The organism is Streptomyces sp. NPDC005423 (genome assembly GCF_040606415.1).
Lineage (GTDB): Bacteria > Actinomycetota > Actinomycetes > Streptomycetales > Streptomycetaceae > Streptomyces.
Genome location: NZ_JBEXET010000007.1, coordinates 128,676 through 152,289 on the forward strand (window position 1 = coordinate 128,676; position 23,614 = coordinate 152,289).

Sequence of the window (23,614 nt, forward strand, 5' to 3'; positions counted from 1 at the left end):
GTGCAACCCTTTCCCCGGTTTCCCCGTCTGACGTGGCGGAGTGACGATGGTGCGGTACCGGCCGTCGGCCCGACCGAGGCCTGACCCCGGAAGCAAGGGGTAACCGACCGGGACGAGATTCGAGGAGCACATGTCCGCCGAGAGCACGCCGGAGCCCGGCATACCGGGCAAGGACGGCACCAGTGCCGCGCGCCACCGCGCCCCGGGCACGGAGAAGACGCGCGGCCCGCGCCGCAAGGGGCTGCTGATCGCCGCCTGGACCGCGGCGGGCATCGTCCTGCTCGGCGGCACGGGCGCCGGCTACCTGTACTTCAAGCTCAACGGCAACATCAAGAGCGTCGACATCAACCAGGCGCTCGGCAGCGACCGCCCGGTCAAGGTCGACAACGGCTCCGAGAACATCCTGGTCCTGGGCTCCGACAGCCGCTCCGGCACCAACAAGAAGCTCGGCGGCGGCACCGACGACGGCAGCGCCCGCTCCGACACCGCGATGATCGTGCACGTCTACCAGGGCCACAAGAGAGCGAGCGTGGTCTCCATCCCGCGCGACACCCTCGTCGACCGCCCCCGGTGCACCGACACCAAGGGCGTCACCCATGACGCCGCGACCGGCGTGATGTTCAACGAGTCGTACTCCACCGGCGGCGCCGCCTGCACGGTGAAGACCGTCGAGTCCGTCACCGGGCTGCGCATGGACCACTACCTCGAAGTCGACTTCGCCGGCTTCGAGAAGCTCATCGACGACCTCGGCGGCGTCCCGGTCACCACGACCAAGGCCATCAAGGACCCGCAGAGCCACCTCGACCTCAAGGCCGGCACGCACACCCTCGGCGGCCGACAGGCCCTCGGCCTGGTCCGCACCCGGCACGGCGTCGGCGACGGCTCCGACCTCGGCCGCATCCAGCTCCAGCAGGCGTTCATCAAGGCCCTGGTCAACCAGGTCAAGCATCTCGGCGTCCTGACCAGCCCGACCCGGCTCTACGACCTCGCCGACACCGCCACCAAGGCCGTCACCACCGACTCCGACCTCGGCACGGTGAACTCCCTCACGTCCTTCGCCGACGGCCTCAAGGGCATCAGCTCCTCGCACATGGCCATGGTGACGATGCCGGTCGAGTACGACCCGGCCGACCCCAACCGCGTCATCGTCGAGAAGACCAAGGCACGGCAGGTCTGGAACGCCCTGAAGAACGACCGCGCGATCCCCGCGTCGGCGACGAAGGGCACGGCGACCGGCGAGGCCAGGGGCGTCATCACCTCCTCGTGAACGTGCCCGGGGAATAGAACGCGGGCGGACCCCGTTTTGGGGGATGGCGCCAGTGCTGGCAAACTGGTCCATCGGTCCCGGTTCACGCCCCCGCATCCCGCGGCGGCGACCCGGCACCCTCCCGAAACTAGGAGACACCTTGAAGCGCGACACCCACCCCGAGTACGTCGAGACGCAGGTCAGCTGCACCTGTGGCGCGTCGTTCACCACCCGCTCCACGATCACCAGCGGCGCGATCCGTGCCGACGTCTGCTCCGAGTGCCACCCGTTCTACACGGGTAAGCAGAAGATCCTCGACACCGGTGGCCGCGTGGCCCGCTTCGAGGCCCGCTTCGGCAAGGCTGCCGCCGGCTCCAAGAAGTAGCGAGCCCCCTTTCGCCGGTCCACGGCCGCGCCCCTTCCCGGGGGCGGCCGGGACCGGCGTTTTTGGTCGCCCGCCTTCCCTTCGTCACGCATTTCAGGAGCCCAAGATGTTCGAGGCCGTCGAGGAACTCATCGGCGAGCACGCCGATCTGGAGAAGAGGCTCGCCGACCCGTCGGTCCACTCCGACCAGGCCAACGCGCGCAAGCTGAACAAGCGCTACGCCGAGCTCACGCCGATCGTCGCCACGTACCGCTCCTGGAAGCAGACCGGCGACGACGTCGAGACCGCGCGCGAACTCGGCGCCACGGACCCGGAGTTCGCCGCCGAGGTCAAGGAGCTGGAGAAGCACCGCGAGGAGCTCACCGAGAAGCTGCGCCTCCTTCTCGTCCCGCGCGACCCCAGCGACGACAAGGACGTCATCCTGGAGATCAAGGCGGGCGCCGGCGGCGACGAGTCCGCCCTCTTCGCCGGTGACCTGCTGCGCATGTACCTGCGCTACGCCGAGCGGGTCGGCTGGAAGACCGAGATCATCGACGCCACCGAGTCCGAGCTGGGCGGCTACAAGGACGTCCAGGTCGCCGTGAAGACCAAGGGCGGCCAGGGCGCCACCGAGCCCGGCCAGGGCGTGTGGGCCCGGCTCAAGTACGAGGGCGGGGTGCACCGCGTGCAGCGGGTGCCCGCCACCGAGTCCCAGGGCCGTATCCACACCTCGGCGGCGGGCGTGCTGGTCACCCCGGAGGCCGAGGAGGTCGACGTGGAGGTCAACCCCAACGACCTCCGCATCGACGTCTACCGCTCCTCGGGACCCGGCGGCCAGTCCGTCAACACGACCGACTCCGCGGTGCGCATCACGCACATTCCCACCGGAGTCGTCGCTTCCTGCCAGAACGAGAAGAGCCAGCTGCAGAACAAGGAGCAGGCACTGCGTATCCTGCGCTCCAGGCTGCTCGCCGCGGCACAGGAGGAGGCGGAGAAGAACGCCGCCGACGTCCGCCGCAGCCAGGTCCGCACCGTCGACCGCTCCGAGAAGATCCGTACGTACAACTTCGCGGAGAACCGCATCTCGGACCACCGCGTCGGCTTCAAGGCGTACAACTTGGACCAGGTGCTGGACGGCGACCTCGACGCGATGATCCAGGCCTGTGTCGACGCGGACTCGGCCGCCAAGCTGGCGGCCGCGTAATCCCCGTACGCCCCGTACGACCTACCGGAGGACCAGCGTGAACCTGCTGCTCGCGGAGGTGGCCCAGGCCACCCAGCGGCTGGCCGACGCCGGCGTGCCCTCGCCGCGCAACGACGCGGAGGAGCTCGCCGCGTACGTGCACGGTGTGAAGCGGGGCGAGCTGCACTCCGTGAAGGACGTGGACTTCGACGCCCGCTACTGGGAGGTCATCGCGCGCCGCGAACAGCGCGAACCCCTCCAGCACATCACCGGCCGGGCCTTCTTCCGGTATCTGGAACTCCAGGTCGGGCCGGGGGTGTTCGTGCCGCGCCCGGAGACCGAGTCGGTCGTCGGCTGGGCCATAGACGCCGTGCGCGCCATGGACGTCGTGGAGCCGCTCATCGTGGACCTGTGCACCGGCTCCGGCGCCATCGCGCTCGCCCTCGCCCAGGAGGTGCCGCGCTCGCGCGTGCACGCCGTGGAGCTCTCCGAGGACGCCCTCCGGTGGACCCGCAAGAACATGGAGGGCTCCAGGGTCGACCTGCGCCAGGGCGACGCCCTGGACGCCTTCCCCGACCTCGACGGCCAGGTCGACCTGGTCGTCTCCAACCCGCCGTACATCCCGCTGACCGAGTGGGAGTACGTCGCCCCCGAGGCCCGCGACTACGACCCCGAACTCGCCCTGTTCTCCGGCGAGGACGGCCTCTCCCTCATCCGCGGCCTGGAGCGCACCGCGCACCGGCTGCTGCGCCCCGGCGGCGTCGTCGTCGTCGAGCACGCCGACACCCAGGGCGGCCAGGTGCCGTGGATCTTCACCGAGGAGCGGGGCTGGGCCGACGCGGCCGACCACCCCGACCTCAACAACCGGCCGCGCTTCGCGACCGCCCGCAGGGCTCTGCCGTGAGCACGCCCCGCACTCCATGCCCGCAGTACGTGTACGAGGAGGCCCGCTAGACATGGCACGGCGATACGACACCAACGACGCGACCGACCGCACGACCGGTCTGCGCGAGGCAGCGTCCGCCGTCCGCCGGGGCGAACTGGTGGTGCTGCCGACCGACACCGTCTACGGCATCGGCGCGGACGCGTTCTCCTCGGAGGCTGTCGCCGACCTGCTCGACGCCAAGGGGCGGGGCCGCAACATGCCCACCCCCGTGCTCATCGGCTCCCCGAACACCCTGCACGGCCTCGTCACGGACTTCTCCGAGCTGGCCTGGGAACTCGTCGACGCGTTCTGGCCGGGCGCCCTCACGCTCGTCGCCAAGCACCAGCCGTCCCTCCAGTGGGACCTCGGCGACACCCGGGGCACCGTCGCCGTACGCATGCCGCTGCACCCGGTCGCCATCGAACTGCTCACCGAGGTCGGCCCGATGGCCGTGTCGTCGGCGAACCTGACCGGACACCCCGCGCCGGAGGACTGCGACGCGGCGCAGCAGATGCTGGGCGACTCCGTCTCCGTCTACCTCGACGGCGGCCCGACCCCCGGCAACGTGCCGTCCTCCATCGTCGACGTCACCGGTGACGTGCCCCTGCTGCTGCGCCAGGGCGCGATCTCCGCCGAGGAGCTGCGGAAGGTCGTACCCGACCTCGAGGTGGCGAATTGACAGCCCCTGACGCGGGGCGTGGCATAGGCAACGGGGAAGTCACGGGAACCTTCGGGCTCCCTCTGGACAGCTTCCGCATCCTCCACGTCAGCACCGGCAACGTGTGCCGCTCGCCGATCACCGAGCGGCTGACCCGGCATGCCCTCGCGGACCGGCTCGGCGACCCGCTGTGGGGCGGCCTGATCGTGGAGAGCGCCGGTACCTGGGGGCACGAGGGCGCGCCCATGGAGGCCAACGCGGAGACCGTCCTGACCGACTTCGGCGCGGACCCCTCCGGCTTCACCGGGCGCGAGCTGCTGGACGAGCACGTCATCCGCGCCGACCTGGTGCTGACCGCGACGCGCGACCACCGGGCCCAGGTCATCTCGATGGGCCACTCGGCGGGCCTGCGCACCTTCACGCTGAAGGAGTTCACCCGCCTGGTGAAGGCGATCGACACCGCGACCCTGCCGCCCCTGGAGGACGGCATGGTGCCCCGCGCCCGCGCCCTGGTCCGCGCGGCGGCGGCCCTGCGCGGCTGGCTCCTCGCCCCCACCGCGGAGGCCGACGAGGTCTTCGATCCCTACGGTGCCCCGTTGCCGTTCTTCCGTTCCATCGGGGACGAGATACATCAGGCGCTGGATCCGGTGGTGACGGCGCTGACAGGGGTGCCCGCGAAGACCTGACCGGGTCGGGCGGGCGGGGGCGGCCCGGTAGCCGAGCGTGCCGTCGGGGCCGGGCCTACATTGGACGTGTCACCGTCGATGCCACGGAGTCCGTCATGTCGGTCGCGCACAGTCTTGAGACCGGCGTCCTGCGCCGGCAGGATCCGGAGCTGGCCGAGATCCTGACGGGGGAGCTGGAGCGGCAGTCGACGACGCTTCAGCTGATCGCCGCCGAGAACTTCACCTCGCCCGCCGTACTGGCCGCGCTCGGCTCGCCGCTGGCGAACAAGTACGCCGAGGGCTACCCGGGCGCCCGCCACCACGGCGGCTGCGAACTGGCCGACATGGCCGAGCGCGTCGCCGTGGAGCGGGCGAAGGCGCTCTTCGGTGCCGAGCACGCCAACGTGCAGCCGCACTCCGGCTCCTCGGCGGTGCTCGCCGCCTACGCGGCGCTGCTGCGCCCCGGCGACACCGTGCTCGCCCTCGGCCTCGCGCACGGCGGCCACCTCACCCACGGTTCGCCCGCCAACTTCTCCGGCCGCTGGTTCGACTTCGTCGGCTACGGCCTGGACGCGGAGACCGGGCTCGTCGACCACGACCAGGTGCGCGCGCTGGCCCACAGGCACCGGCCCAAGGCGATCGTCTGCGGCTCCACCGCCTACCCCCGCCACCTCGACCACGCCTTCTTCCGCGAGGTCGCCGACGAGGTGGGCGCGCATCTCATCGCCGACGCCGCCCACCCCATCGGGCTCGTCGCCGGGGGAGCGGCGCCGAACCCGGTGCCGTACGCGGACATCGTCTGCGCCACCACCCACAAGGTGCTGCGCGGGCCGCGCGGCGGGATGATCCTGTGCGGCGGCGAGTTGGCCGAGCGGGTCGACCGGGCGGTGTTCCCCTTCACGCAGGGCGGCGCGCAGATGCACACGGTCGCCGCCAAGGCCGTCGCGTTCGGCGAGGCGGCGACGCCCGCCTTCTCGGTCTACGCCCACCAGGTCGTCGCCAACGCCCGGGTGCTCGCGGCCGGACTGGCCGCCGAGGGGCTCGCCGTCAGCACCGGCGGGACCGACACCCACCTCATCACCGCCGACCCCGCCCCCCTCGGCGTCGACGAACGCACCGCCCGGGGCCGGCTGGCCGCCGCCGGGCTGGTGCTGGACTGCTGCGCCCTGCCCGGTGGCGAGGCGCGCGGACTGCGGCTGGGCACGGCCGCGGTGACCACGCAGGGGATGGGGGAGCGCGAGATGGCCTGGATCGCCGGACTTCTCGGTGCCGTACTGCGCGAGGAGGCCGGGGGAAGGGCGGCGCGTGACCGGGTGCGCGAGCTGACCGGTAGATTTCTTCCGTATCCCGGCTGAGAAGGGGTAGCCGCACCGTCGTAGCGTGATACCGCCTTGCGACGGGGTGAGACCTCGTGCACAGCCACCCGTGCAACCATCTTCGCTACCCGGAAGTCCCCAACCATATGCGTCCGTCGCTAGGGTGTGGGGCTGAGATGGCCAGCGAGACCTGTGGGGAAGCCTGTGCGTGAATACCTGCTGACGCTCTGCATCACGGCCGCGGTGACGTACCTGCTGACCGGGCCGGTGCGGAAGTTCGCGATCGTGGCCGGGGCGATGCCGGAGATCCGGGCCCGTGACGTGCACCGGGAGCCCACTCCGCGGCTCGGCGGGATCGCCATGTTCTTCGGGCTCTGCGCCGGTCTGCTGGTCGCCGACCATCTGACCAACCTCAACGAGGTCTTCGCCAAGTCCAACGAACCGCGCGCCCTGCTCTCCGGCGCCGCCCTGATCTGGCTGATCGGTGTCCTGGACGACAAGTTCGAGATCGACGCCCTGATCAAGCTGGGCGGCCAGATGATCGCCGCCGGCGTGATGGTGATGCAGGGTCTGACGATCCTGTGGCTGCCCATCCCGGGCATCGGCAACGTGGCGCTGACCCAGTGGCAGGGCACCCTGCTGACGGTCGCTCTGGTCGTCATCACGATCAACGCGGTCAACTTCGTCGACGGCCTCGACGGGCTGGCCTCGGGCATGGTGTGCATCGCGGCCGCCGCGTTCTTCCTGTACGCCTACCGGATCTGGTACTCGTACGGCATCGAGGCCGCCGCCCCCGCCACCCTGTTCGCGGCGATCCTGATGGGCATGTGCCTGGGCTTCCTGCCGCACAACATGCACCCCGCGCGGATCTTCATGGGCGACTCCGGCTCGATGCTCATCGGTCTGGTGCTGGCCGCGGGCGCGATCTCGATCACGGGACAGGTCGACCCGGACGCGCTGAAGCTGTTCGCCGGTTCGGAGAAGGCGGCCGTGCACCAGACGGTGCCGGTCTACATCCCGCTGCTGCTGCCGCTGACGATCATCGCGATCCCGGCCGCCGACCTGGTGCTGGCGATCGTGCGCCGCACCTGGCGCGGCCAGTCGCCGTTCGCCGCCGACCGCGGCCATCTGCACCACCGGCTCCTGGAGATCGGCCACTCGCACAGCAGGGCGGTGCTGATCATGTACTTCTGGTCGGCGCTGATCGCGTTCGGGGCGCTCTCCTACTCGGTCAACTCGGCGTCCATGTGGATCGTCCTCGGCATCGTCATCCTCAGCGCGATCGGTCTGGGGCTGCTGCTGCTGCCGCGCTTCGCGCCCCGGACCCCGCGCTGGGCCGAGCAGTTCGTGCCGCCGCGCTATCGCCGTCGTGGTGCGGTGGTCGAGCCGCCGGCGGAGCCGGCCGCCGCGGAGGCGGAACCCCGTACCCCGATTGGGGCCGGAGTGGCGGGAGTCAACGGTGCGACGGCCATCGGCGCGCGTTCGCGGCTGCTGGACCGTGGCCAGGCCGAGTCGTCGCGCTGACGGCAAGGTAAGAATCTGACTAAAGCGTTGCCATCTCGTGGGAGTACGAAACAGCCCAATACCAGACAAGTCGGCCGTGTTCCTGCACAGACGGGCAGCTTCACTCTCATGTGTGACGGCGAGCACACCATCTAGGTAAAGACCGCATCAAATAGTTTGTGATACGGTTCACGAGAACCCGGGACAGAGCCGAAGGACCGTAGTGCGAGGGTCCATTGGCGTGAGGGTCTCTCTCTTCCCGGGACTACGCTCGTCCATGACGACACGCCCCCCTTAGCAAGCGGAGTTGCCGCCATGCCGTCCAATGACGCCCGGATTCTCCTTCAGACCGCTGTGCCCACAGCTGCCGCCGGCGCGATTGCCGCCGTTGTCAGCGGTGTGGTCGCCGGTGGCGAGGGAGCCCTGGGAGCCGTCGTGGGCACGGTGGTGGTGATCCTCTTCATGGGAATCGGGCTCTACGTTCTGCAGCGCACCGCGAAATCACTGCCGCACCTTTTCCAGGCGATGGGCCTGATGCTCTTCGCCGCGCAGATTCTCCTGCTGTTCATCTTCATGGCCGCGTTCAAGCACACGACGTTGTTCAACCCCAAGGCTTTCGCGTTCACCCTGCTCGGCTGCACCATCGTCTGGACGGTCGCGCAGACTTGGGCGCATATGAAGGCGAAAATCCTTTACGTCGAGCCCGAAAAAGCGGGGCACTCGTCGTGAGGGGTAGGGCCGGGATAAGCGACGGTAAGAGACCCTGCTATCGTCCGGTGCCAACTGCGGCATCGCGGGCGCGGGCATCTGAGCTGACGCCTGCTCGATCGCGAGGCTTGATGCCCCACAGCCGCCCCCACATCCGTAATACCAGTCCAGTGCCGAACCGCGGCTGCGCGCCGCGCCGACACAACGAGGTTGCCGTACCTATGCGCCACGCTGAAGGAGCCCGCGGTGAGTGCTGACCCGACGCAGGTGCTCGCCTTCGAGACCGACTGCCACATTTTCGACGGCTGTGGCTTCCCGGCTCCCGGCCTGCACTCGTTCCTGTTCAAGCCCCTCTTCGGGGACGGCGACAGCAACGTGTACTTCAACAAGACGATGCTGTTGGCGCTTCTCGGTTCGATCATCATCGTCGGCTTCTTCTGGGCCGCCTTCCGCAAGCCGAAGGTCGTCCCGGGCAAGCTGCAGATGGTCGCCGAGGCCGGCTACGACTTCGTCCGTCGTGGCGTCGTCTACGAGACGATCGGCAAGAAGGAGGGCGAGAAGTACGTCCCGCTCGTCGTCTCGCTGTTCTTCTTCGTCTGGATGATGAACCTCTGGTCGATCATTCCGCTCGCCCAGTTCCCGGTCACGTCGATCATCTCGTACCCGCTGGTGCTCGCCCTGATCGTCTATGTCCTGTGGGTCTCGCTGACCTTCAAGCGGCACGGCTTCGTGGGCTTCTTCAAGAACGTCACCGGCTACGACAAGTCGCTCGGCGCGGTGCTGCCGCTCGCCATGGTCATCGAGTTCTTCTCGAACCTGCTCGTCCGGCCGTTCACGCACGCGGTACGACTCTTCGCGAACATGTTCGCGGGCCACACGCTGCTGCTGCTGTTCACCATCGCCAGCTGGTACCTGCTCAACGGCATCGGCATCGCGTACGCGGGCGTCTCGTTCATCATGACCCTCGTCATGACCGCGTTCGAACTCTTCATCCAGGCCTTGCAGGCATACGTCTTCGTCCTGCTGACCTGCACCTACATCCAGGGCGCGCTCGCCGAGCAGCACTGAGCGAAGCGTTCTGTAAGACCCCTTGAGCGTCCGGCGGCCAACCCCCGCCGGTCCGTACAGAGAAGGAAGAATCAGCATGGCTGCCATTGAGACCCTCGCCGCCGTCTCCGGCTCCCTCGGCTCGATCGGCTACGGCCTCGCCGCCATCGGTCCCGGCGTCGGCGTCGGCATCATCTTCGGTAACGGCACCCAGGCCCTCGCCCGCCAGCCCGAGGCCGCCGGCCTGATCCGTGCCAACCAGATTCTCGGTTTCGCGTTCTGTGAGGCGCTCGCCCTCATCGGTCTCGTCATGCCGTTCGTCTACGGCAAGTGATCTGCGGATCCACGACAGCCCACTAGACGAAAGGCACTGACATGAGCCAGCTGCTCATTCTGGCGGCCGAGCAGGAGAACCCGCTCGTCCCGCCGATCCCTGAGCTTGTCATCGGCCTGATCGCCTTCGTCATCGTCTTCGGCTTCCTCGCCAAGAAGCTCCTCCCGAACATCAACAAGGTTCTGGAGGAGCGCCGCGAGGCCATCGAGGGCGGTATCGAGAAGGCCGAGGCCGCCCAGACCGAGGCGCAGAGCGTGCTTGAGCAGTACAAGGCTCAGCTCGCCGAGGCCCGGCACGAGGCCGCGCGACTGCGCCAGGAGGCGCAGGAGCAGGGCGCCACGCTCATCGCCGAGATGCGCGCGGAAGGCCAGCGGCAGCGTGAGGAAATCATCGCCGCCGGTCACACGCAGATCGAGGCCGACCGCAAGGCCGCCGCTCAGGCGCTGCGCCAGGACGTCGGCCACCTCGCCACCGACCTGGCCGGCAAGCTCGTCGGCGAGTCCCTCGAGGACCACGCCCGGCAGAGCCGTGTGATCGACCGTTTCCTTGATGAGCTTCAGGAGAAGGCCGAGGCGACTCGATGAACGGAGCGAGCCGCGAGGCCCTGGCAGCCGCACGTGAGCGTCTCGACGCGCTGACGGACTCCCCGTCCGTGGACGCGACGCAGCTCGCCGACGAACTGGCCGCCGTCACCGCGCTGCTCGACCGCGAGGTGTCGTTGCGCCGGGTCCTGACCGACCCGGCACAGGACGGCGAGGCCAAGGCCGGACTGGTCCAGCGTCTGCTGGCCGGTCAGGTCGGCGGCCCCGTCGCCGACCTGGTGGCCGGTCTGGTGCGCTCCCGCTGGTCGCAGTCGCGTGACCTGGTGGACGCGCTGGAGGACCTGGCGGCCACCGCCGACCTCAGCGCCGCCCAGCGGGCGAACGTGCTGGACGACGTCGAGGACGAGCTGTTCCGGTTCGGCCGGATCGTCGCCTCGAACACCGGACTGCGCGCCGCGCTGACCGACCGCGCCGCCGGTGCCACCGCCAAGGGCGAGCTGCTGCGCAGCCTGCTCGGCGGTCGTGCCCGGCCGGCCACCGAGCGTCTGGTCACCCGCCTGGTGACCGCGCCCCGGGGACGTAGCCTGGAGGCGGGACTCGACTCCCTGTCCAGGCTCGCCGCGGAGCGCCGCAACCGCCTGGTCGCCACCGTCACCTCGGCGGTCCCGCTGAGCGACCCGCAGAAGCAGCGCCTGGGCGCCGCCCTCGCGAAGCTCTACGGCCGCCCGACGCACCTCAACATCGACGTGGACCCCGCGGTCCTCGGCGGTATCCGGGTGCAGGTCGGCGACGAGGTCATCAACGGCTCCATCGCGGACCGGCTGGAAGACGTCGGCCGCCGCATGGCGAGCTAGCAGCACCGCAAACAAAGACGTAGTAAGGCGGCCCTGGTTGGGCCGTGCAGAGGATTCACCTCTTTCAGGGGGGAGTCCCCCATCCCCCCAAGTGAAACTTCGGGCCCAACAAGGAGAGCAGGGAACCCAGATGGCGGAGCTCACGATCCGGCCGGAGGAGATCCGGGACGCGCTGGAGAACTTCGTCCAGTCGTACAAGCCGGACGCGGCCTCGCGCGAGGAGGTCGGTACGGTCACCGTCGCCGGCGACGGTATCGCCAAGGTCGAGGGTCTGCCCTCGGCCATGGCCAACGAACTGCTGAGGTTCGAGGACGGCACCCTCGGCCTCGCGCTCAACCTGGAGGAGCGCGAGATCGGCGCGGTCATCCTCGGCGAGTTCAGCGGCATCGAGGAGGGCCAGCCGGTGCAGCGCACCGGTGAGGTGCTCTCCGTGGCCGTCGGTGAGGGCTACCTCGGGCGCGTCGTCGACCCGCTCGGCACCCCGATCGACGGCCTCGGCGACATCGCGACCAGCGGTCGCCGCGCGCTCGAACTGCAGGCCCCCACGGTCATGGACCGCAAGTCGGTGCACGAGCCGATGGAGACGGGCTACAAGGCCGTCGACGCCATGACCCCGATCGGCCGCGGCCAGCGTCAGCTGATCATCGGCGACCGCCAGACCGGCAAGACCGCCCTGGCCGTCGACACGATCATCAACCAGCGCGACAACTGGCGCACCGGCGACGTGAACAAGCAGGTCCGCTGCATCTACGTCGCCATCGGTCAGAAGGGCTCCACCATCGCCTCCGTGCGTGGTGCGCTCGAAGAGGCCGGCGCGCTGGAGTACACGACCATCGTCGCCGCCCCGGCGTCCGACCCGGCCGGCTTTAAGTACCTTGCGCCGTACACCGGTTCGGCCATCGGTCAGCAGTGGATGTACGAGGGCAAGCACGTCCTCATCATCTTCGACGACCTCTCGAAGCAGGCCGACGCCTACCGTGCCGTCTCCCTGCTGCTGCGCCGTCCGCCGGGCCGCGAGGCCTACCCGGGTGACGTCTTCTACCTGCACTCCCGTCTGCTGGAGCGCTGCGCGAAGCTCTCCGACGAGATGGGCAAGGGCTCGATGACCGGTCTGCCGATCGTCGAGACGAAGGCCAACGACGTCTCGGCGTTCATCCCGACCAACGTCATCTCCATCACCGACGGCCAGTGCTTCCTGGAGTCGGACCTCTTCAACGCCGGTCAGCGTCCCGCGCTGAACGTGGGTATCTCCGTCTCCCGAGTCGGTGGTTCCGCGCAGCACAAGGCGATGAAGCAGGTCTCCGGCCGTCTCCGTCTGGACCTGGCCCAGTACCGCGAGCTGGAGGCGTTCGCCGCCTTCGGTTCCGACCTGGACGCCGCGTCGAAGGCGCAGCTGGAGCGGGGTTCGCGTCTGGTGGAGCTGCTGAAGCAAGCCCAGTACCAGCCGATGGCCACCGAGGACCAGGTCGTCTCCGTGTGGGCGGCCACCACCGGCAAGATGGACGACGTTCCGGTCGCCGACATCCGCCGCTTCGAGAAGGAGCTGCTGGAGTACCTGCACCGCAAGGAGCAGGGCCTCATGACCTCCATCAAGGAGGGCGGGAAGATGTCGGACGACACCCTCACCGCCGTCGCCGACGGCATCACCGAGTTCAAGAAGCAGTTCGAGACCTCGGACGGCAAGCTGCTCGGCGAGGACGCCCCGGCCACCGCGGCCAAGTGACGTAGGAAGGGACCTGACTCATGGGAGCCCAGCTCCGGGTCTACAAGCGTCGCATCCGATCCGTCACCGCGACCAAGAAGATCACCAAGGCGATGGAGATGATCGCCGCCTCGCGTGTCGTCAAGGCGCAGCGCAAGGTGGCGGCCTCCACGCCGTACGCGACCGAGCTCACCCGCGCGGTCACGGCGGTCGGTACCGGCTCGAACACCAGGCATCCGCTGACCACGCAGGCCGAGACGGTCACCCGGTCCGCGGTGCTGCTCCTGACGAGCGACCGCGGTCTCGCGGGCGCGTTCAACGCCAACGCCATCAAGGCGGCGGAGCAGTTGACCGCCCGCCTGGTGGCCGAGGGCAAGCAGGTCGACACGTACATCGTCGGCCGGCGCGGTGTCGCCCACTACAACTTCCGTGAGAACGCGGTCGTGCAGTCGTGGTCGGGCTTCACCGACGAGCCGACGTACGCGGACGCCAAGAAGGTCGCGGCCCCGCTGATCGAGGCGATCGAGACGGAGACGGCGGACGGCGGCGTGGACGAACTCCACATCGTCTACACCGAGTTCGTGTCGATGATGACGCAGTCGGCGATCAACAGCCGGCTGCTGCCGCTCAGCCTCGAAGAGGTCGCGGAAGAGGCGGCCCCCACGGGCGAGATCCTTCCGCTGTACGACTTCGAGCCGTCGGCGGAGGACGTCCTCGACGCCCTGCTGCCGCGGTACGTGGAGAGCCGGATCTACAACGCGCTGCTCCAGTCGGCCGCTTCGAAGCACGCCGCCACGCGGCGCGCGATGAAGTCGGCCACCGACAACGCCGGTGAGCTGATCGAGACGCTCACCCGGCTTGCCAACGCGGCCCGCCAGGCCGAAATCACCCAGGAAATCAGCGAGATCGTCGGTGGCGCGAGCGCTCTGGCCGACGCGACCGCGGGGAGTGACTACTAATGACCACCACTGTTGAGACCGCGGCGGCCACGGGCCGCGTCGCCCGGGTCATCGGCCCGGTCGTCGACGTGGAGTTCCCCGTCGACGCGATGCCGGAGATCTACAACGCCCTCCACGTCGAGGTCGCCGACCCGGCCAAGGACGGCGAGCGGAAGACGCTGACCCTCGAGGTCGCGCAGCACCTCGGCGACGGCCTGGTCCGCGCCATCTCCATGCAGCCCACCGACGGTCTGGTCCGCCAGGCCGTGGTGACCGACACCGGTACGGGCATCTCCGTCCCGGTCGGTGACTTCACCAAGGGCAAGGTGTTCAACACCCTCGGCGAGGTGCTGAACTCGGACGAGAAGTACGACGGCGAGCGCTGGACCATCCACCGCAAGGCCCCGCGCTTCGACGAGCTCGAGTCGAAGACCGAGATGTTCGAGACCGGCGTCAAGGTCATCGACCTGCTGACCCCGTACGTCAAGGGCGGCAAGATCGGCCTGTTCGGCGGTGCCGGCGTCGGCAAGACGGTGCTCATCCAGGAGATGATCTACCGCGTCGCCAACAACCACGACGGTGTCTCCGTGTTCGCCGGTGTCGGCGAGCGCACCCGTGAGGGCAACGACCTCATCGAGGAGATGTCGGAGTCCGGCGTCATCGACAAGACCGCCCTGGTCTTCGGTCAGATGGACGAGCCCCCGGGCACCCGTCTGCGGGTGGCGCTGGCCGGTCTGACCATGGCGGAGTACTTCCGCGATGTGCAGAAGCAGGACGTGCTGTTCTTCATCGACAACATCTTCCGCTTCACGCAGGCCGGTTCCGAGGTCTCGACGCTGCTCGGCCGGATGCCCTCCGCGGTGGGCTACCAGCCGAACCTGGCCGACGAGATGGGTCTCCTCCAGGAGCGCATCACCTCGACCCGCGGTCACTCGATCACCTCGATGCAGGCGATCTACGTCCCCGCGGACGACCTGACCGACCCGGCCCCGGCCACCACGTTCGCCCACCTCGACGCGACGACGGTTCTCTCCCGTCCGATCTCCGAGAAGGGCATCTACCCGGCCGTGGACCCGCTGGACTCCACGTCCCGCATCCTGGACCCGCGGTACATCGCGGCGGACCACTACTCCACCGCGATGCGCGTCAAGTCGGTTCTGCAGAAGTACAAGGACCTTCAGGACATCATCGCGATCCTCGGTATCGACGAGCTGGGCGAGGAGGACAAGCTCACCGTCCACCGGGCCCGTCGCGTGGAGCGCTTCCTCTCGCAGAACACCCACGTCGCCAAGCAGTTCACCGGCGTCGACGGTTCGGACGTACCGCTGGAGGAGTCGATCACGGCCTTCAACGCGATCATCGACGGTGAGTACGACCACTTCCCGGAGCAGGCGTTCTTCCTGTGCGGTGGCATCGAGGACCTGAAGGCCAACGCCAAGGAGCTGGGCGTCTCCTGAACCCGGAGCGCCGAGTTCGCCCGAGGGGGCGGGCGCGTCCCGCCCCCTCTTCCACGCCTACTAGAATTGACCCCACACCCGGCGCGACCGCCGGGTGGTGACCCGAGGAGAGCCACCCTTGGCTGCTGAGCTGCATGTCGAGCTGGTCGCCGCGGACCGCCAGGTCTGGTCAGGCGAGGCCACCCTGGTCGTCGCGCGCACCACGTCCGGCGACATCGGCGTCATGCCCGGACACCAGCCGCTGCTCGGTGTGCTGGAATCGGGCCCGGTGACCATCCGGTCGAGTGATGGTGGAACGATCGTCGCCGCTGTGCACGGTGGTTTCATCTCGTTCGCGGACAACAAGCTGTCGCTGCTGGCCGAGATCGCCGAGCTGTCGGACGAGATCGATGTCCAGCATGTGGAGCGCGAACTGGAGCGTGCGAAGGCGGAGGGCGACGAGTCCGCCGAGCGTCGCGCGGACGTCCGGCTGCGAACGGTGGGCACGCGCTGACCCAGCGCTGGAAGTGATGACGTGACTCAGCCGCGGCTGGGACCGGAGGAATCCGGACCCAGCCGCGGCTGAGGCGAATGTGGATGTTTTTTCCGTTCCGTTACCTAGGTGGACGAGGAGGTCGGTGTCGATGGTCCTCGCTCTGACTGTGTGCGGAATTGTCGTGGCCCTGGTGGTGCTGGGACTGTTCGTCTTCGGCCTGCGCCGCCGGCTCATCCAGCGTTCGGGCGGCACCTTCGACTGCAGTGTCCGCTGGGACGTGCCGGAGAAACCCGACACCAACGGCAAGGGCTGGAGCTACGGCGTGGCCCGCTACAACGGCGACCGCATCGAGTGGTACCGGGTCTTCTCCTACGCCTACCGGCCGCGCCGTGTCCTGGAGCGCTCGGCGATCGAGGTGGCCGGCCGGCGCCTGCCCGAGGGCGAGGAGGAGCTGGCGCTGCTCTCCGACGCGGTCGTCCTCACCTGTCTGCACCGCGGTATCCGCCTCGAACTGGCCATGAGCGACGACGCGTTGACGGGTTTCCTGGCCTGGCTGGAGGCGGCACCGCCCGGCCAGCGGGTCAACGTGGCCTGAACCTCGGGGCGTACGACACACCGCCGCGGACAGACCCGGAGGTCTGCCCGCGGCGGGGGCGCTGAGCGGTGTGGGGAATCAGCTCAGCCCGCTGTTGATGGCGCCCACCAGCTCTCCGTCACTGGTGTCGCCGCTGAACTCCCAGAAGAACGCGCCGCCCAGGCCCTGGGTCTTGGCCCAGGCCATCTTGGTGCCGATGGTGGCCGGGGTGTCGTAGGACCACCAGTTGGTGCCGCAGTGGGCGTACGCGGTGCCGGCGACGGTGCCGGTGGTGGGGCAGGACGTCTTGAGGACCTTGTAGTCCTCGATGCCCTGTTCGTACTTGCCGGGGGCCGGTCCGGTGGCCGTGCCGCCGGGGGCGTCCTGGGTGACGCCGGTCCAGCCCCGGCCGTAGAAGCCGATGCCGATGAGGAGTTTGCTCGCCGGGACGCCCTTGGACTTGAACTTGGCGATCGCGTCGGCCGTGGTGAAGCCCGGCGTCGGGATGCCGCTGTAGTTGGTGAGCGGGGAGTGCGGGGCGGTCGGGCCGTCCGCGTCGAAGGCGCCGAAGAAGTCGTACGTCATCACGTTGTACCAGTCGACGTACTGGGCCGCGCCCGCGTAGTCGGCGGCGTCGATCTTGCCGCCGGAGGTGCCGTCCGCGGTGGTGGCGGCGGTGATCAGGTTGCCGGTGCCGAACTTGGCGCGCAGCGCCTGCATCAGGTTCTTGTACGCCGCGGCGCCGCTGGTGTCACAGGAGAGACCGCAGGCGTTCGGGTACTCCCAGTCGATGTCGATGCCGTCGAAGACATCGGCCCAGCGGGGGTCCTCGACCAGGTTGTAGCAGGACTGGGCGAACGCGGCCGGGTTGGCCGCCGCCTGGGCGAAGCCGCCGGACCAGGTCCAGCCGCCGAAGGACCAGAGGATCTTGATGTTGGGGTACTTGGCCTTGAGCTCGCGCAGCTGGTTGAAGTTGCCGGCCAGCGGCTGGTCCCAGGTGTCGGCGACGCCGCTGACCGACTGGTCGGCGGTGTACGTCTTCTGGTAGTCGGCGTAGGCGTCCCCGATGGCGCACTGGCCGTTGGTGACGTTGCCGAAGGCGTAGTTGATGTGGGTGATCTTCGCGGCCGAACCGGAGGTCACCAGGTTCTTGACCTGGTAGTTGCGGTCGTAGATGCCCCACTCGGTGAAGTAACCGAGCTTGACCTTGCTCCCGCCGGTCGGGGGCGGGGTGGTGCCGCCGGTGGTGTGTACGGCGACCGCGCCGCTGACCGGGCCGGTCTGGCCCGCGGTGTCCCGGGCCTGGACGGTGTACGAGTAGTCGGTGCCGGCGCTCAGGCCGGTGTCCGTGTAGCTCGTGGCGGTGACCGTCGAGACGACCTTGCCGTCGCGCAGTACGTCGTAGTTCTTGACGCCCTTGTCGTCGGTGGCCGCGCTCCAGCCGAGCTTCACCGAGGTGTCGGTGACGGCGGAGGCGGCGGGGGTGCCCGGTGCGGAGGGAGCCGCGTCGCCGGGGGTGGTGGTGCCGTCACAACTGTCGCCGTTCAGCTTGCAGTTGGACGGCGAGCCGGAGCCCGCGCCGTTGAAGCCGAAGGAGACGGAGGCGCCGGGGGCGATGGAGCCGTTGTAGGACTTGTTCTTGGCGGTCCAGTGGGTACCGGCGGACGTGACGTCCGCGTCCCAGGCCGAGGTGACGGACGTGCCGGAGGGGTAGTCCCACTCGACGGTCCATGAACTGATCGCCGCGGACCCGGTGTTCTTGACGGTCCACTGGCCGCCGAACCCGGTGCCCCAGTCGCTGGTCTTGGCGAAGGTGGCGGTGGCGTTCGTCGCGGCCTGGGCGGGACCCGCCAGCCCGACGAGACCGGCGAGGGGGAGCAGCAGGGTCGCGAACCCGGCGACTGCTCTCTGTCTGAAGCGCATCGTGCGCCTCCTTGGAGTTGAGGGGGCGCGACTGAGCCTTCGCACCCACAGTGCCGCGAGAATAGAAAGGTCTGGACCACAGGTCAATAGGTCTGGACCACTCATCAGCAGTTGTGCCGGATCCTCAACTCCTGTGCGGGAACGGCCCTTTGGACCGGTTCCCGCCCCCTCCCCGGCGCCGCTAGCGCTCGCCGCCGGGCACCCACAACACGTCCCCGGCCTCCTTGTTGGCGCTCCTGGCCAGGATGAACAGCAGGTCCGACAGCCGGTTGAGGTAGGTCGCCGTCAGCGGGTTCATCACCTCGCCGTGCACCTCCAGGGCCGCCCAGGTCCGGCGCTCGGCCCGGCGTACGACCGTGCACGCCTGGTGGAGCAGGGCCGCGCCCGGGGTGCCGCCCGGGAGGATGAAGGACCGCAGTTTCTCCAGCTCCTCGTTGAAGCGGTCGCACTCCGCCTCCAGCCTGTCGACGTAGAACTGCTCGACCCGCAGCGGCGGGTACTCGGGATTCTCGGCGACCGGCGTGCACAGGTCGGCGCCCACGTCGAACAGGTCGTTCTGGACGCGGACGAGGACCTTCACGATCTCCTCGTCCAGGGCGCCGAGCGCGATCGCCGTGCCGATCGCCGCGTTCGCCTCGTTGGCGTCCGCGTAGGCCGAGATCCGCAGATCGGTCTTGGCGACCCGGCTCATGTCGCCGAGGGCTGTCGTGCCCTGGTCGCCGGTCCTGGTGTAGATGCGCGTCAGATTGACCATGCGGCCAGCGTAGTTAGGTCCCGGGGGCGCGGAGAAGGTCCCAACTACGCCGTACGGGCGGTGCGGTGAGCCACGTCGGTGTGATGTCCGTCAGATGAGACGTGACGCGCGTTACTTACCGGTCACACAGCGCCCGGCGAGCGCTAGTGTCCGCCGGGAAGGCATAGGTATACCCGCTTACCCGCTGTAAGCGTTTCAAAGGGGAGTCGCACAGTGCCACGGAAGCTTGCCGTCATCGGCGCCGGGCTCATGGGTTCCGGTATCGCCCAGGTCTCCGCGCAGGCGGGCTGGGACGTCGTGCTGCGCGATGTCACCGACGCGGCCCTGAAGCGCGGTACCGACGGCATCAAGGCCTCCTACGACAAGTTCGTGAGCAAGGGCAAGCTGGAGGCGCACGACGCCGACGCCGCCCTCGCCCGGATCACCGCGACCACCGACCTGGACGCGGTGGCCGACGCGGACATCGTCGTCGAGGCCGTCTTCGAACAACTCGACGTCAAGCACGAGATCTTCCGCGCCCTCGACCTGATCGCGCGTGAGGACGCCGTCCTCGCCTCCAACACCTCCGCCATCCCGATCACCAAGATCGCGGCCGTGACGGGTCGTCCGGAGCGCGTCGTCGGCACGCACTTCTTCTCGCCGGTCCCGATGATGGGCCTGTGCGAGCTGGTGCGCGGCTACAAGACCAGCGACGAAACCCTCGCCACCGCAAGGGAGTTCGCCGAGTCGGTCGGCAAGACCTGCATCGTCGTCAACCGTGACGTGGCCGGCTTCGTGACCACCCGGCTCATCTCGGCGCTCGTCGTCGAGGCCGCCAAGCTCTACGAGTCGGGCGTCGCCACCGCCGAGGACATCGACCTCGCCTGCAAACTGGGCTTCGGGCACGCGATGGGCCCGCTGGCCACCGCGGACCTCACCGGCGTCGACATCCTGCTGCACGCCACGGGCAACATCTACACCGAGTCGCAGGACGAGAAGTTCGCGCCACCGGAGCTGATGCGCCGGATGGTTGACGCCGGTGACATCGGACGCAAGAGCGGGCAGGGCTTCTACAAGCACTGAAACCGCACACATCCCTGATCCATCACACCCAGGGGTGAATTCGGTATCGGTTCGCTCACAGACGGCAACCTCTGACCGCTCCACGCGGTCAGTTGGTTCATTACGCAGTTCGCACCACCCACTTTGCACACGGTGCCCGCGTTGCACCACGGAAAGCGCGGAGCGCGAGACCCACTCACCGGGAGCGCATATGCACATCAGGGGCGACCACGTCGAGCTGGTCGTCGGGGGCCGCCTCGACGTCCGCAGCGCGGCGGACGCCCGTACGGTCCTGCACTCGGCCGTCGACGACGGAGTCGGCGATCTGGTGCTCGACCTGTCCGAGCTGGACTCCTGGGACGCCACCGGACTCGGGGTGATCATGGGGGCCCACCGGCGGGCCGGCCGCAACGGCCGCCGCCTGGTGCTGCGTCGCGTACCACCGCAGATGCAGCGTCTGCTGGTGGCCACCCGGCTGCACCGGATCCTGACCATCGAGGGCGGCGTGGGCGCGGAGTCGCTGCCCCGCATCTGACACCCGCCGACCGCGCGCGCCCGCTCCCGCGACGGAGCACACCCCGCGCGCGGCGGCGGGCGCGAAACGTACGACGCGCTCGATCCTCACGCAACTGTGACGTCTCGGACGGCACCGCACCCCGGCCTGTCGTAGATACTGTGCAAAGGTTTAAGGTTCGGTCGCCCGCTGCCTGCAAACCCTTTCGAGCGGGCCCGGACCAGAAGCGACAGCGCGGTGTGCAGCAAGGCCGGGAGGGGGCCCGGGTCCCGTCGCAGGACCGGACCCGCACACGACGCTTTTGGGGGCTTGGACCTATGGACCCGATCAACCGGGGACCCGAGGAGTACGACCAGGACGGCGACGGCCCTGCGTCGCGTCAGCGCTCGCCCCGGGAATCCCTCACCGCCGACTTCGGCCAGCACACCCCGGCGGTCGTCCGTACCGCGCGGCTGGTCAGCGGCGACTTCCTGCTCACCGTCAACCCGGTCGACGGCAGCGAGGTGGAGGTCTGCCCGCCCGCCGAACGGCCCGGCCGGCCCGCCAGGCGCACCGCCGCCGAGCGCGCCGAGTCCGACCGCGCGGCCAGGCCGCCCCTGCCGCCCGGCCTCACCCGCCGCGAACTGCCGCTGCTGGAGCGCCAGGAGGACCGTGAGCACCTGGTCCGGCTGATCGCCCGCGGCCGTTCCGTCCGGCTGACCGGTCCCGCCGGCTCCGGCCGTACCAGCCTCCTCGACCTCGTCGCGGGGGACTGCGCGGACCTCGCCCCCGACGGCGTGATCCGCCTCACCGGCTACCACCGCTCGGCCGCCGACCTCCGCCACGAGCTCTTCCACGCGGTGTACGAGGCGCCCGCGTACCGGCCCGAAGAGGACGAACTGCGCGCCCTGGTACGGGAGATCGGGGCGGTCGTCGTCATCGACGACATCGAGTTCGGCGGTGCCGCGCTCGACGAACTGCTCGACGCGACACCCGAGTGCGCCTTCCTCATCGGCGCCACCCCGGACGTGCCCGCCCCCTCCGCGGACTCGGCCGTGGAGGAGATCCTCCTCACCGGTCTCGACCGCGCGGGCGGTGTGGAGGTCCTGGAGCGCGCCGTCGGCCGCGTGCTGAGCGAGGAGGAGTCCAACTGGGCCGGCGACCTCTGGTTCGAGTCCGAGGGCCTGCCGCTGCGCTTCGTCCAGGCGGGTGCTCTGCTCAAGCAGCGCGACATCCTGCGGGCCGGCACCAGCGCCGTCGAGGAGTTCGGCGTCTTCCAGGACGCCCTGCCCGTCGACGCCGCCGCGGACACCCCGATCGAGGCCGACGAGGGCGACGCCATCCCGCTGCCCTCGCTCGGCGAGGCCGCCGCGCCCGCCCCGCTGCTCGCCTCCCGGCTCAGCGCCTCGGCCCGTGCCACCCTGCGGTTCGCCGTGGCGCTCGGCGGTGAGGTGCCGCACCAGGCGCACCTGCCGGCGCTCATCGGCGACACCCACGCGGACGCCGCCCTCGGCGAACTCGCCGGCTGCGGACTGGTCTCGCCGGTCGGTTCCCGCTACCGGCTCGCGACCGGCGTACAGGCGCAGTTGGAGGCCGCCGGCTACGGCGACGACGTCGAGGCCGGCGTCCTCGCCGCCGCCCGGCACTACGCCTGGTGGTCCGGGCACCCCTCCGTCACCCCCGAGCGGGTCTGCGCCGAGGCGGACGCCCTGCTCGCCGCCCTCGCCGCCCTCGTCCCGGTGACCGTGCCCCCCGAGGACGACGAGGACGAGGAGAGTCTCGTCCTCGAACTGGCCCGCACCGCCGGGCCGGCCTTCGCCGCCGGGCTGCACTGGAGCGCCTGGGAGCGTGCCCTGCGGCACGGCGCCGAGGCCGCGCAGCTCGCCGGAGTGGTGTCACAACAGGCCTATTTTCACCACGAGTTGGGCGTTCTCGCGCTGCTCGGCGGCCAACTGGACCGGGCCCGCGCGGAACTGGAGTCCTCCATCGGCCTGCGCGGCGCGCTCGCCGACAAGCGCGGCACCGTGGCCGGCCGCCGCGCCCTCGCCCTGGTCGCCGACCGCTCCGGCACGGTGGCCGCCCTCGACGTGTTCGCCGGCCTCGGCCCGGAGGCGGGGGAGGAGATACCGGACGCCCGTCACGAGGAGTCCGCGTCGCCGTCGGGTGGCGTCCCGGCGGCCTTCCCGGCGCTCCTGCCGCCGTCCGACACCTACACGTTCGCCTCTCCGCCGCCCCCGTCCGCGCACCGGGCGAAGGGCGGCGGGCTGCGCGGCTACGCCCGGCGCAACCTCGTCGCGGCCGGCGCGGGCGCGCTGCTCGCCGCAGTGCTCGGTACGGTCGTGACGCTGGGCGCCACCTCCAACAACGACGCCAACAACCCCTCCGACCGGGTCGGCGTCAACCCGTCCGCGAGCGAGGGCGGCGGCGGCGACAGTCTGGGCGCCGCCAAGCCGAAGAAGGGCAGCACCGCCGGTACCGGCACGGCCACCAGCCGGCCCACCGACCCGGGCCCCGACGGCACCTACGGCACGTCGGACGACCCGGCTCCGACGGCAAGCGGGGAGCCGTCGGACAGCCCGAGCGGGACCCGCTCGCCCAGCGGCGGCGCTTCGCCGAGTACCTCGCCTTCCCGGTCCCCCTCGTCCTCGGGCAGGCCCTCGCACACCCCGAGCCCGTCGCACTCGCCGAGCGGTTCACCGTCGCAGTCGGCCTCACCGTCCGACTCTCCGAGCCCGACCCCCTCGGCCACCCCGTCCACCACCGACACCGCCAGTGGCTCGGCGCCGACCAACACGCCGGTGCAGAGCAGCAGTTCGGCCACCGCTCCGGAGAGCGCCGGCACCGGCTCGCCGTCCGTCCTGGGCCCGGTGATCTGAACTCCCGCGCGGTGCCGCGCAGTCGAGAGGGCCGGG

The 23,614-nt window shown here is 69.8% G+C and carries 23 protein-coding genes; 21 read left to right on the plus strand and 2 right to left on the minus strand.

Annotated elements, in window-relative coordinates; all coding sequences use genetic code 11:
- Positions 1-130 precede the first annotated feature (130 nt).
- From ABZT12_RS11615 to ABZT12_RS11700, 18 genes are all read left to right on the plus strand, one after another.
- Positions 131-1,267, plus strand: a complete 1,137-nt coding sequence (locus ABZT12_RS11615) for an LCP family protein (protein ID WP_356381175.1) — start codon at positions 131-133, stop codon at positions 1,265-1,267.
- Between the two features lie 139 nt (positions 1,268-1,406).
- Positions 1,407-1,631, plus strand: coding sequence for a 50S ribosomal protein L31 (gene rpmE / locus ABZT12_RS11620; protein ID WP_356381178.1), 225 nt, complete (start codon positions 1,407-1,409; stop codon positions 1,629-1,631).
- Between the two features lie 106 nt (positions 1,632-1,737).
- On the plus strand, positions 1,738-2,814 hold the full coding sequence (gene prfA / locus ABZT12_RS11625; RefSeq protein WP_356381181.1) for a peptide chain release factor 1: 1,077 nt from the start codon (positions 1,738-1,740) through the stop codon (positions 2,812-2,814).
- 37 nt (positions 2,815-2,851) lie between these two features.
- The gene (gene prmC / locus ABZT12_RS11630; protein ID WP_356381184.1) at positions 2,852-3,697 is read left to right on the plus strand and encodes a peptide chain release factor N(5)-glutamine methyltransferase; all 846 of its coding nucleotides are present in this window, start codon (positions 2,852-2,854) and stop codon (positions 3,695-3,697) included.
- Positions 3,698-3,749: 52 nt separating this feature from the next.
- On the plus strand, positions 3,750-4,397 hold the full coding sequence (locus ABZT12_RS11635) for an L-threonylcarbamoyladenylate synthase (protein ID WP_356381187.1): 648 nt from the start codon (positions 3,750-3,752) through the stop codon (positions 4,395-4,397).
- Complete coding sequence (locus ABZT12_RS11640) at positions 4,394-5,062, plus strand: protein-tyrosine-phosphatase (RefSeq protein ID WP_356381190.1); 669 nt, start codon at positions 4,394-4,396, stop codon at positions 5,060-5,062. Before ABZT12_RS11635 ends, ABZT12_RS11640 begins: the two co-directional genes overlap by 4 nt.
- Before the next feature lie 95 nt (positions 5,063-5,157).
- Positions 5,158-6,396 (plus strand): serine hydroxymethyltransferase, encoded by a 1,239-nt coding sequence (gene glyA / locus ABZT12_RS11645; RefSeq protein ID WP_356381193.1) that lies wholly within the window; start codon positions 5,158-5,160, stop codon positions 6,394-6,396.
- Positions 6,397-6,561: 165 nt separating this feature from the next.
- Positions 6,562-7,881, plus strand: a complete 1,320-nt coding sequence (locus ABZT12_RS11650; protein ID WP_356381196.1) for an MraY family glycosyltransferase — start codon at positions 6,562-6,564, stop codon at positions 7,879-7,881.
- A 294-nt stretch (positions 7,882-8,175) separates the two neighbouring features.
- Complete coding sequence (locus ABZT12_RS11655) at positions 8,176-8,589, plus strand: hypothetical protein (RefSeq protein ID WP_356381199.1); 414 nt, start codon at positions 8,176-8,178, stop codon at positions 8,587-8,589.
- A 225-nt stretch (positions 8,590-8,814) separates the two neighbouring features.
- Positions 8,815-9,636: a F0F1 ATP synthase subunit A gene (gene atpB, locus ABZT12_RS11660; RefSeq protein WP_356381202.1), complete on the plus strand. Its 822-nt coding sequence runs from the start codon at positions 8,815-8,817 to the stop codon at positions 9,634-9,636.
- A 76-nt stretch (positions 9,637-9,712) separates the two neighbouring features.
- Positions 9,713-9,949 carry a F0F1 ATP synthase subunit C gene (locus tag ABZT12_RS11665; RefSeq protein ID WP_356381205.1) on the plus strand — a complete coding sequence of 79 codons (237 nt, stop codon included), beginning with the start codon at positions 9,713-9,715 and terminating at the stop codon, positions 9,947-9,949.
- 41 nt (positions 9,950-9,990) lie between these two features.
- On the plus strand, positions 9,991-10,533 hold the full coding sequence (locus ABZT12_RS11670; RefSeq protein WP_356381208.1) for a F0F1 ATP synthase subunit B: 543 nt from the start codon (positions 9,991-9,993) through the stop codon (positions 10,531-10,533).
- On the plus strand, positions 10,530-11,345 hold the full coding sequence (locus tag ABZT12_RS11675) for a F0F1 ATP synthase subunit delta (RefSeq protein ID WP_356381211.1): 816 nt from the start codon (positions 10,530-10,532) through the stop codon (positions 11,343-11,345). Before ABZT12_RS11670 ends, ABZT12_RS11675 begins: the two co-directional genes overlap by 4 nt.
- Positions 11,346-11,475: 130 nt before the next feature.
- On the plus strand, positions 11,476-13,068 hold the full coding sequence (gene atpA / locus ABZT12_RS11680) for a F0F1 ATP synthase subunit alpha (protein ID WP_356381213.1): 1,593 nt from the start codon (positions 11,476-11,478) through the stop codon (positions 13,066-13,068).
- Between the two features lie 20 nt (positions 13,069-13,088).
- On the plus strand, positions 13,089-14,006 hold the full coding sequence (locus tag ABZT12_RS11685; protein WP_356381216.1) for a F0F1 ATP synthase subunit gamma: 918 nt from the start codon (positions 13,089-13,091) through the stop codon (positions 14,004-14,006).
- On the plus strand, positions 14,006-15,442 hold the full coding sequence (gene atpD / locus ABZT12_RS11690; protein WP_356381219.1) for a F0F1 ATP synthase subunit beta: 1,437 nt from the start codon (positions 14,006-14,008) through the stop codon (positions 15,440-15,442). The genes ABZT12_RS11685 and atpD overlap by 1 nt, the downstream gene beginning before the upstream one ends.
- A 118-nt stretch (positions 15,443-15,560) precedes the next feature.
- Positions 15,561-15,935, plus strand: a complete 375-nt coding sequence (locus ABZT12_RS11695) for a F0F1 ATP synthase subunit epsilon (RefSeq protein ID WP_356381222.1) — start codon at positions 15,561-15,563, stop codon at positions 15,933-15,935.
- Between the two features lie 130 nt (positions 15,936-16,065).
- Positions 16,066-16,512: a DUF2550 domain-containing protein gene (locus ABZT12_RS11700; RefSeq protein WP_356381225.1), complete on the plus strand. Its 447-nt coding sequence runs from the start codon at positions 16,066-16,068 to the stop codon at positions 16,510-16,512.
- Between the two features lie 78 nt (positions 16,513-16,590).
- Here ABZT12_RS11700 and ABZT12_RS11705 read toward each other — a convergent pair whose 3' ends face one another.
- Positions 16,591-18,414 carry a glycoside hydrolase family 18 chitinase gene (locus ABZT12_RS11705; protein ID WP_356381228.1) on the minus strand — a complete coding sequence of 608 codons (1,824 nt, stop codon included), beginning with the start codon at positions 18,412-18,414 and terminating at the stop codon, positions 16,591-16,593.
- Positions 18,415-18,595: 181 nt separating this feature from the next.
- The gene (locus ABZT12_RS11710; protein ID WP_356381231.1) at positions 18,596-19,168 is read right to left on the minus strand and encodes a cob(I)yrinic acid a,c-diamide adenosyltransferase; all 573 of its coding nucleotides are present in this window, start codon (positions 19,166-19,168) and stop codon (positions 18,596-18,598) included.
- Between the two features lie 213 nt (positions 19,169-19,381).
- Between ABZT12_RS11710 and ABZT12_RS11715 the strand changes: the two genes are divergently transcribed.
- The 3 genes from ABZT12_RS11715 to ABZT12_RS11725 all read left to right on the plus strand — a co-directional run bounded on the left by ABZT12_RS11715 (position 19,382) and on the right by ABZT12_RS11725 (position 23,578).
- Entirely contained in the window at positions 19,382-20,230 is an 849-nt protein-coding gene (locus ABZT12_RS11715) for a 3-hydroxyacyl-CoA dehydrogenase family protein (RefSeq protein ID WP_356381234.1), read from the plus strand.
- A gap of 190 nt (positions 20,231-20,420) precedes the next feature.
- Complete coding sequence (locus ABZT12_RS11720) at positions 20,421-20,744, plus strand: STAS domain-containing protein (RefSeq protein WP_356381236.1); 324 nt, start codon at positions 20,421-20,423, stop codon at positions 20,742-20,744.
- 296 nt (positions 20,745-21,040) lie between these two features.
- Positions 21,041-23,578 carry an ATP-binding protein gene (locus tag ABZT12_RS11725; protein ID WP_356381239.1) on the plus strand — a complete coding sequence of 846 codons (2,538 nt, stop codon included), beginning with the start codon at positions 21,041-21,043 and terminating at the stop codon, positions 23,576-23,578.
- The last annotated feature ends 36 nt before the right edge of the window (positions 23,579-23,614 follow it).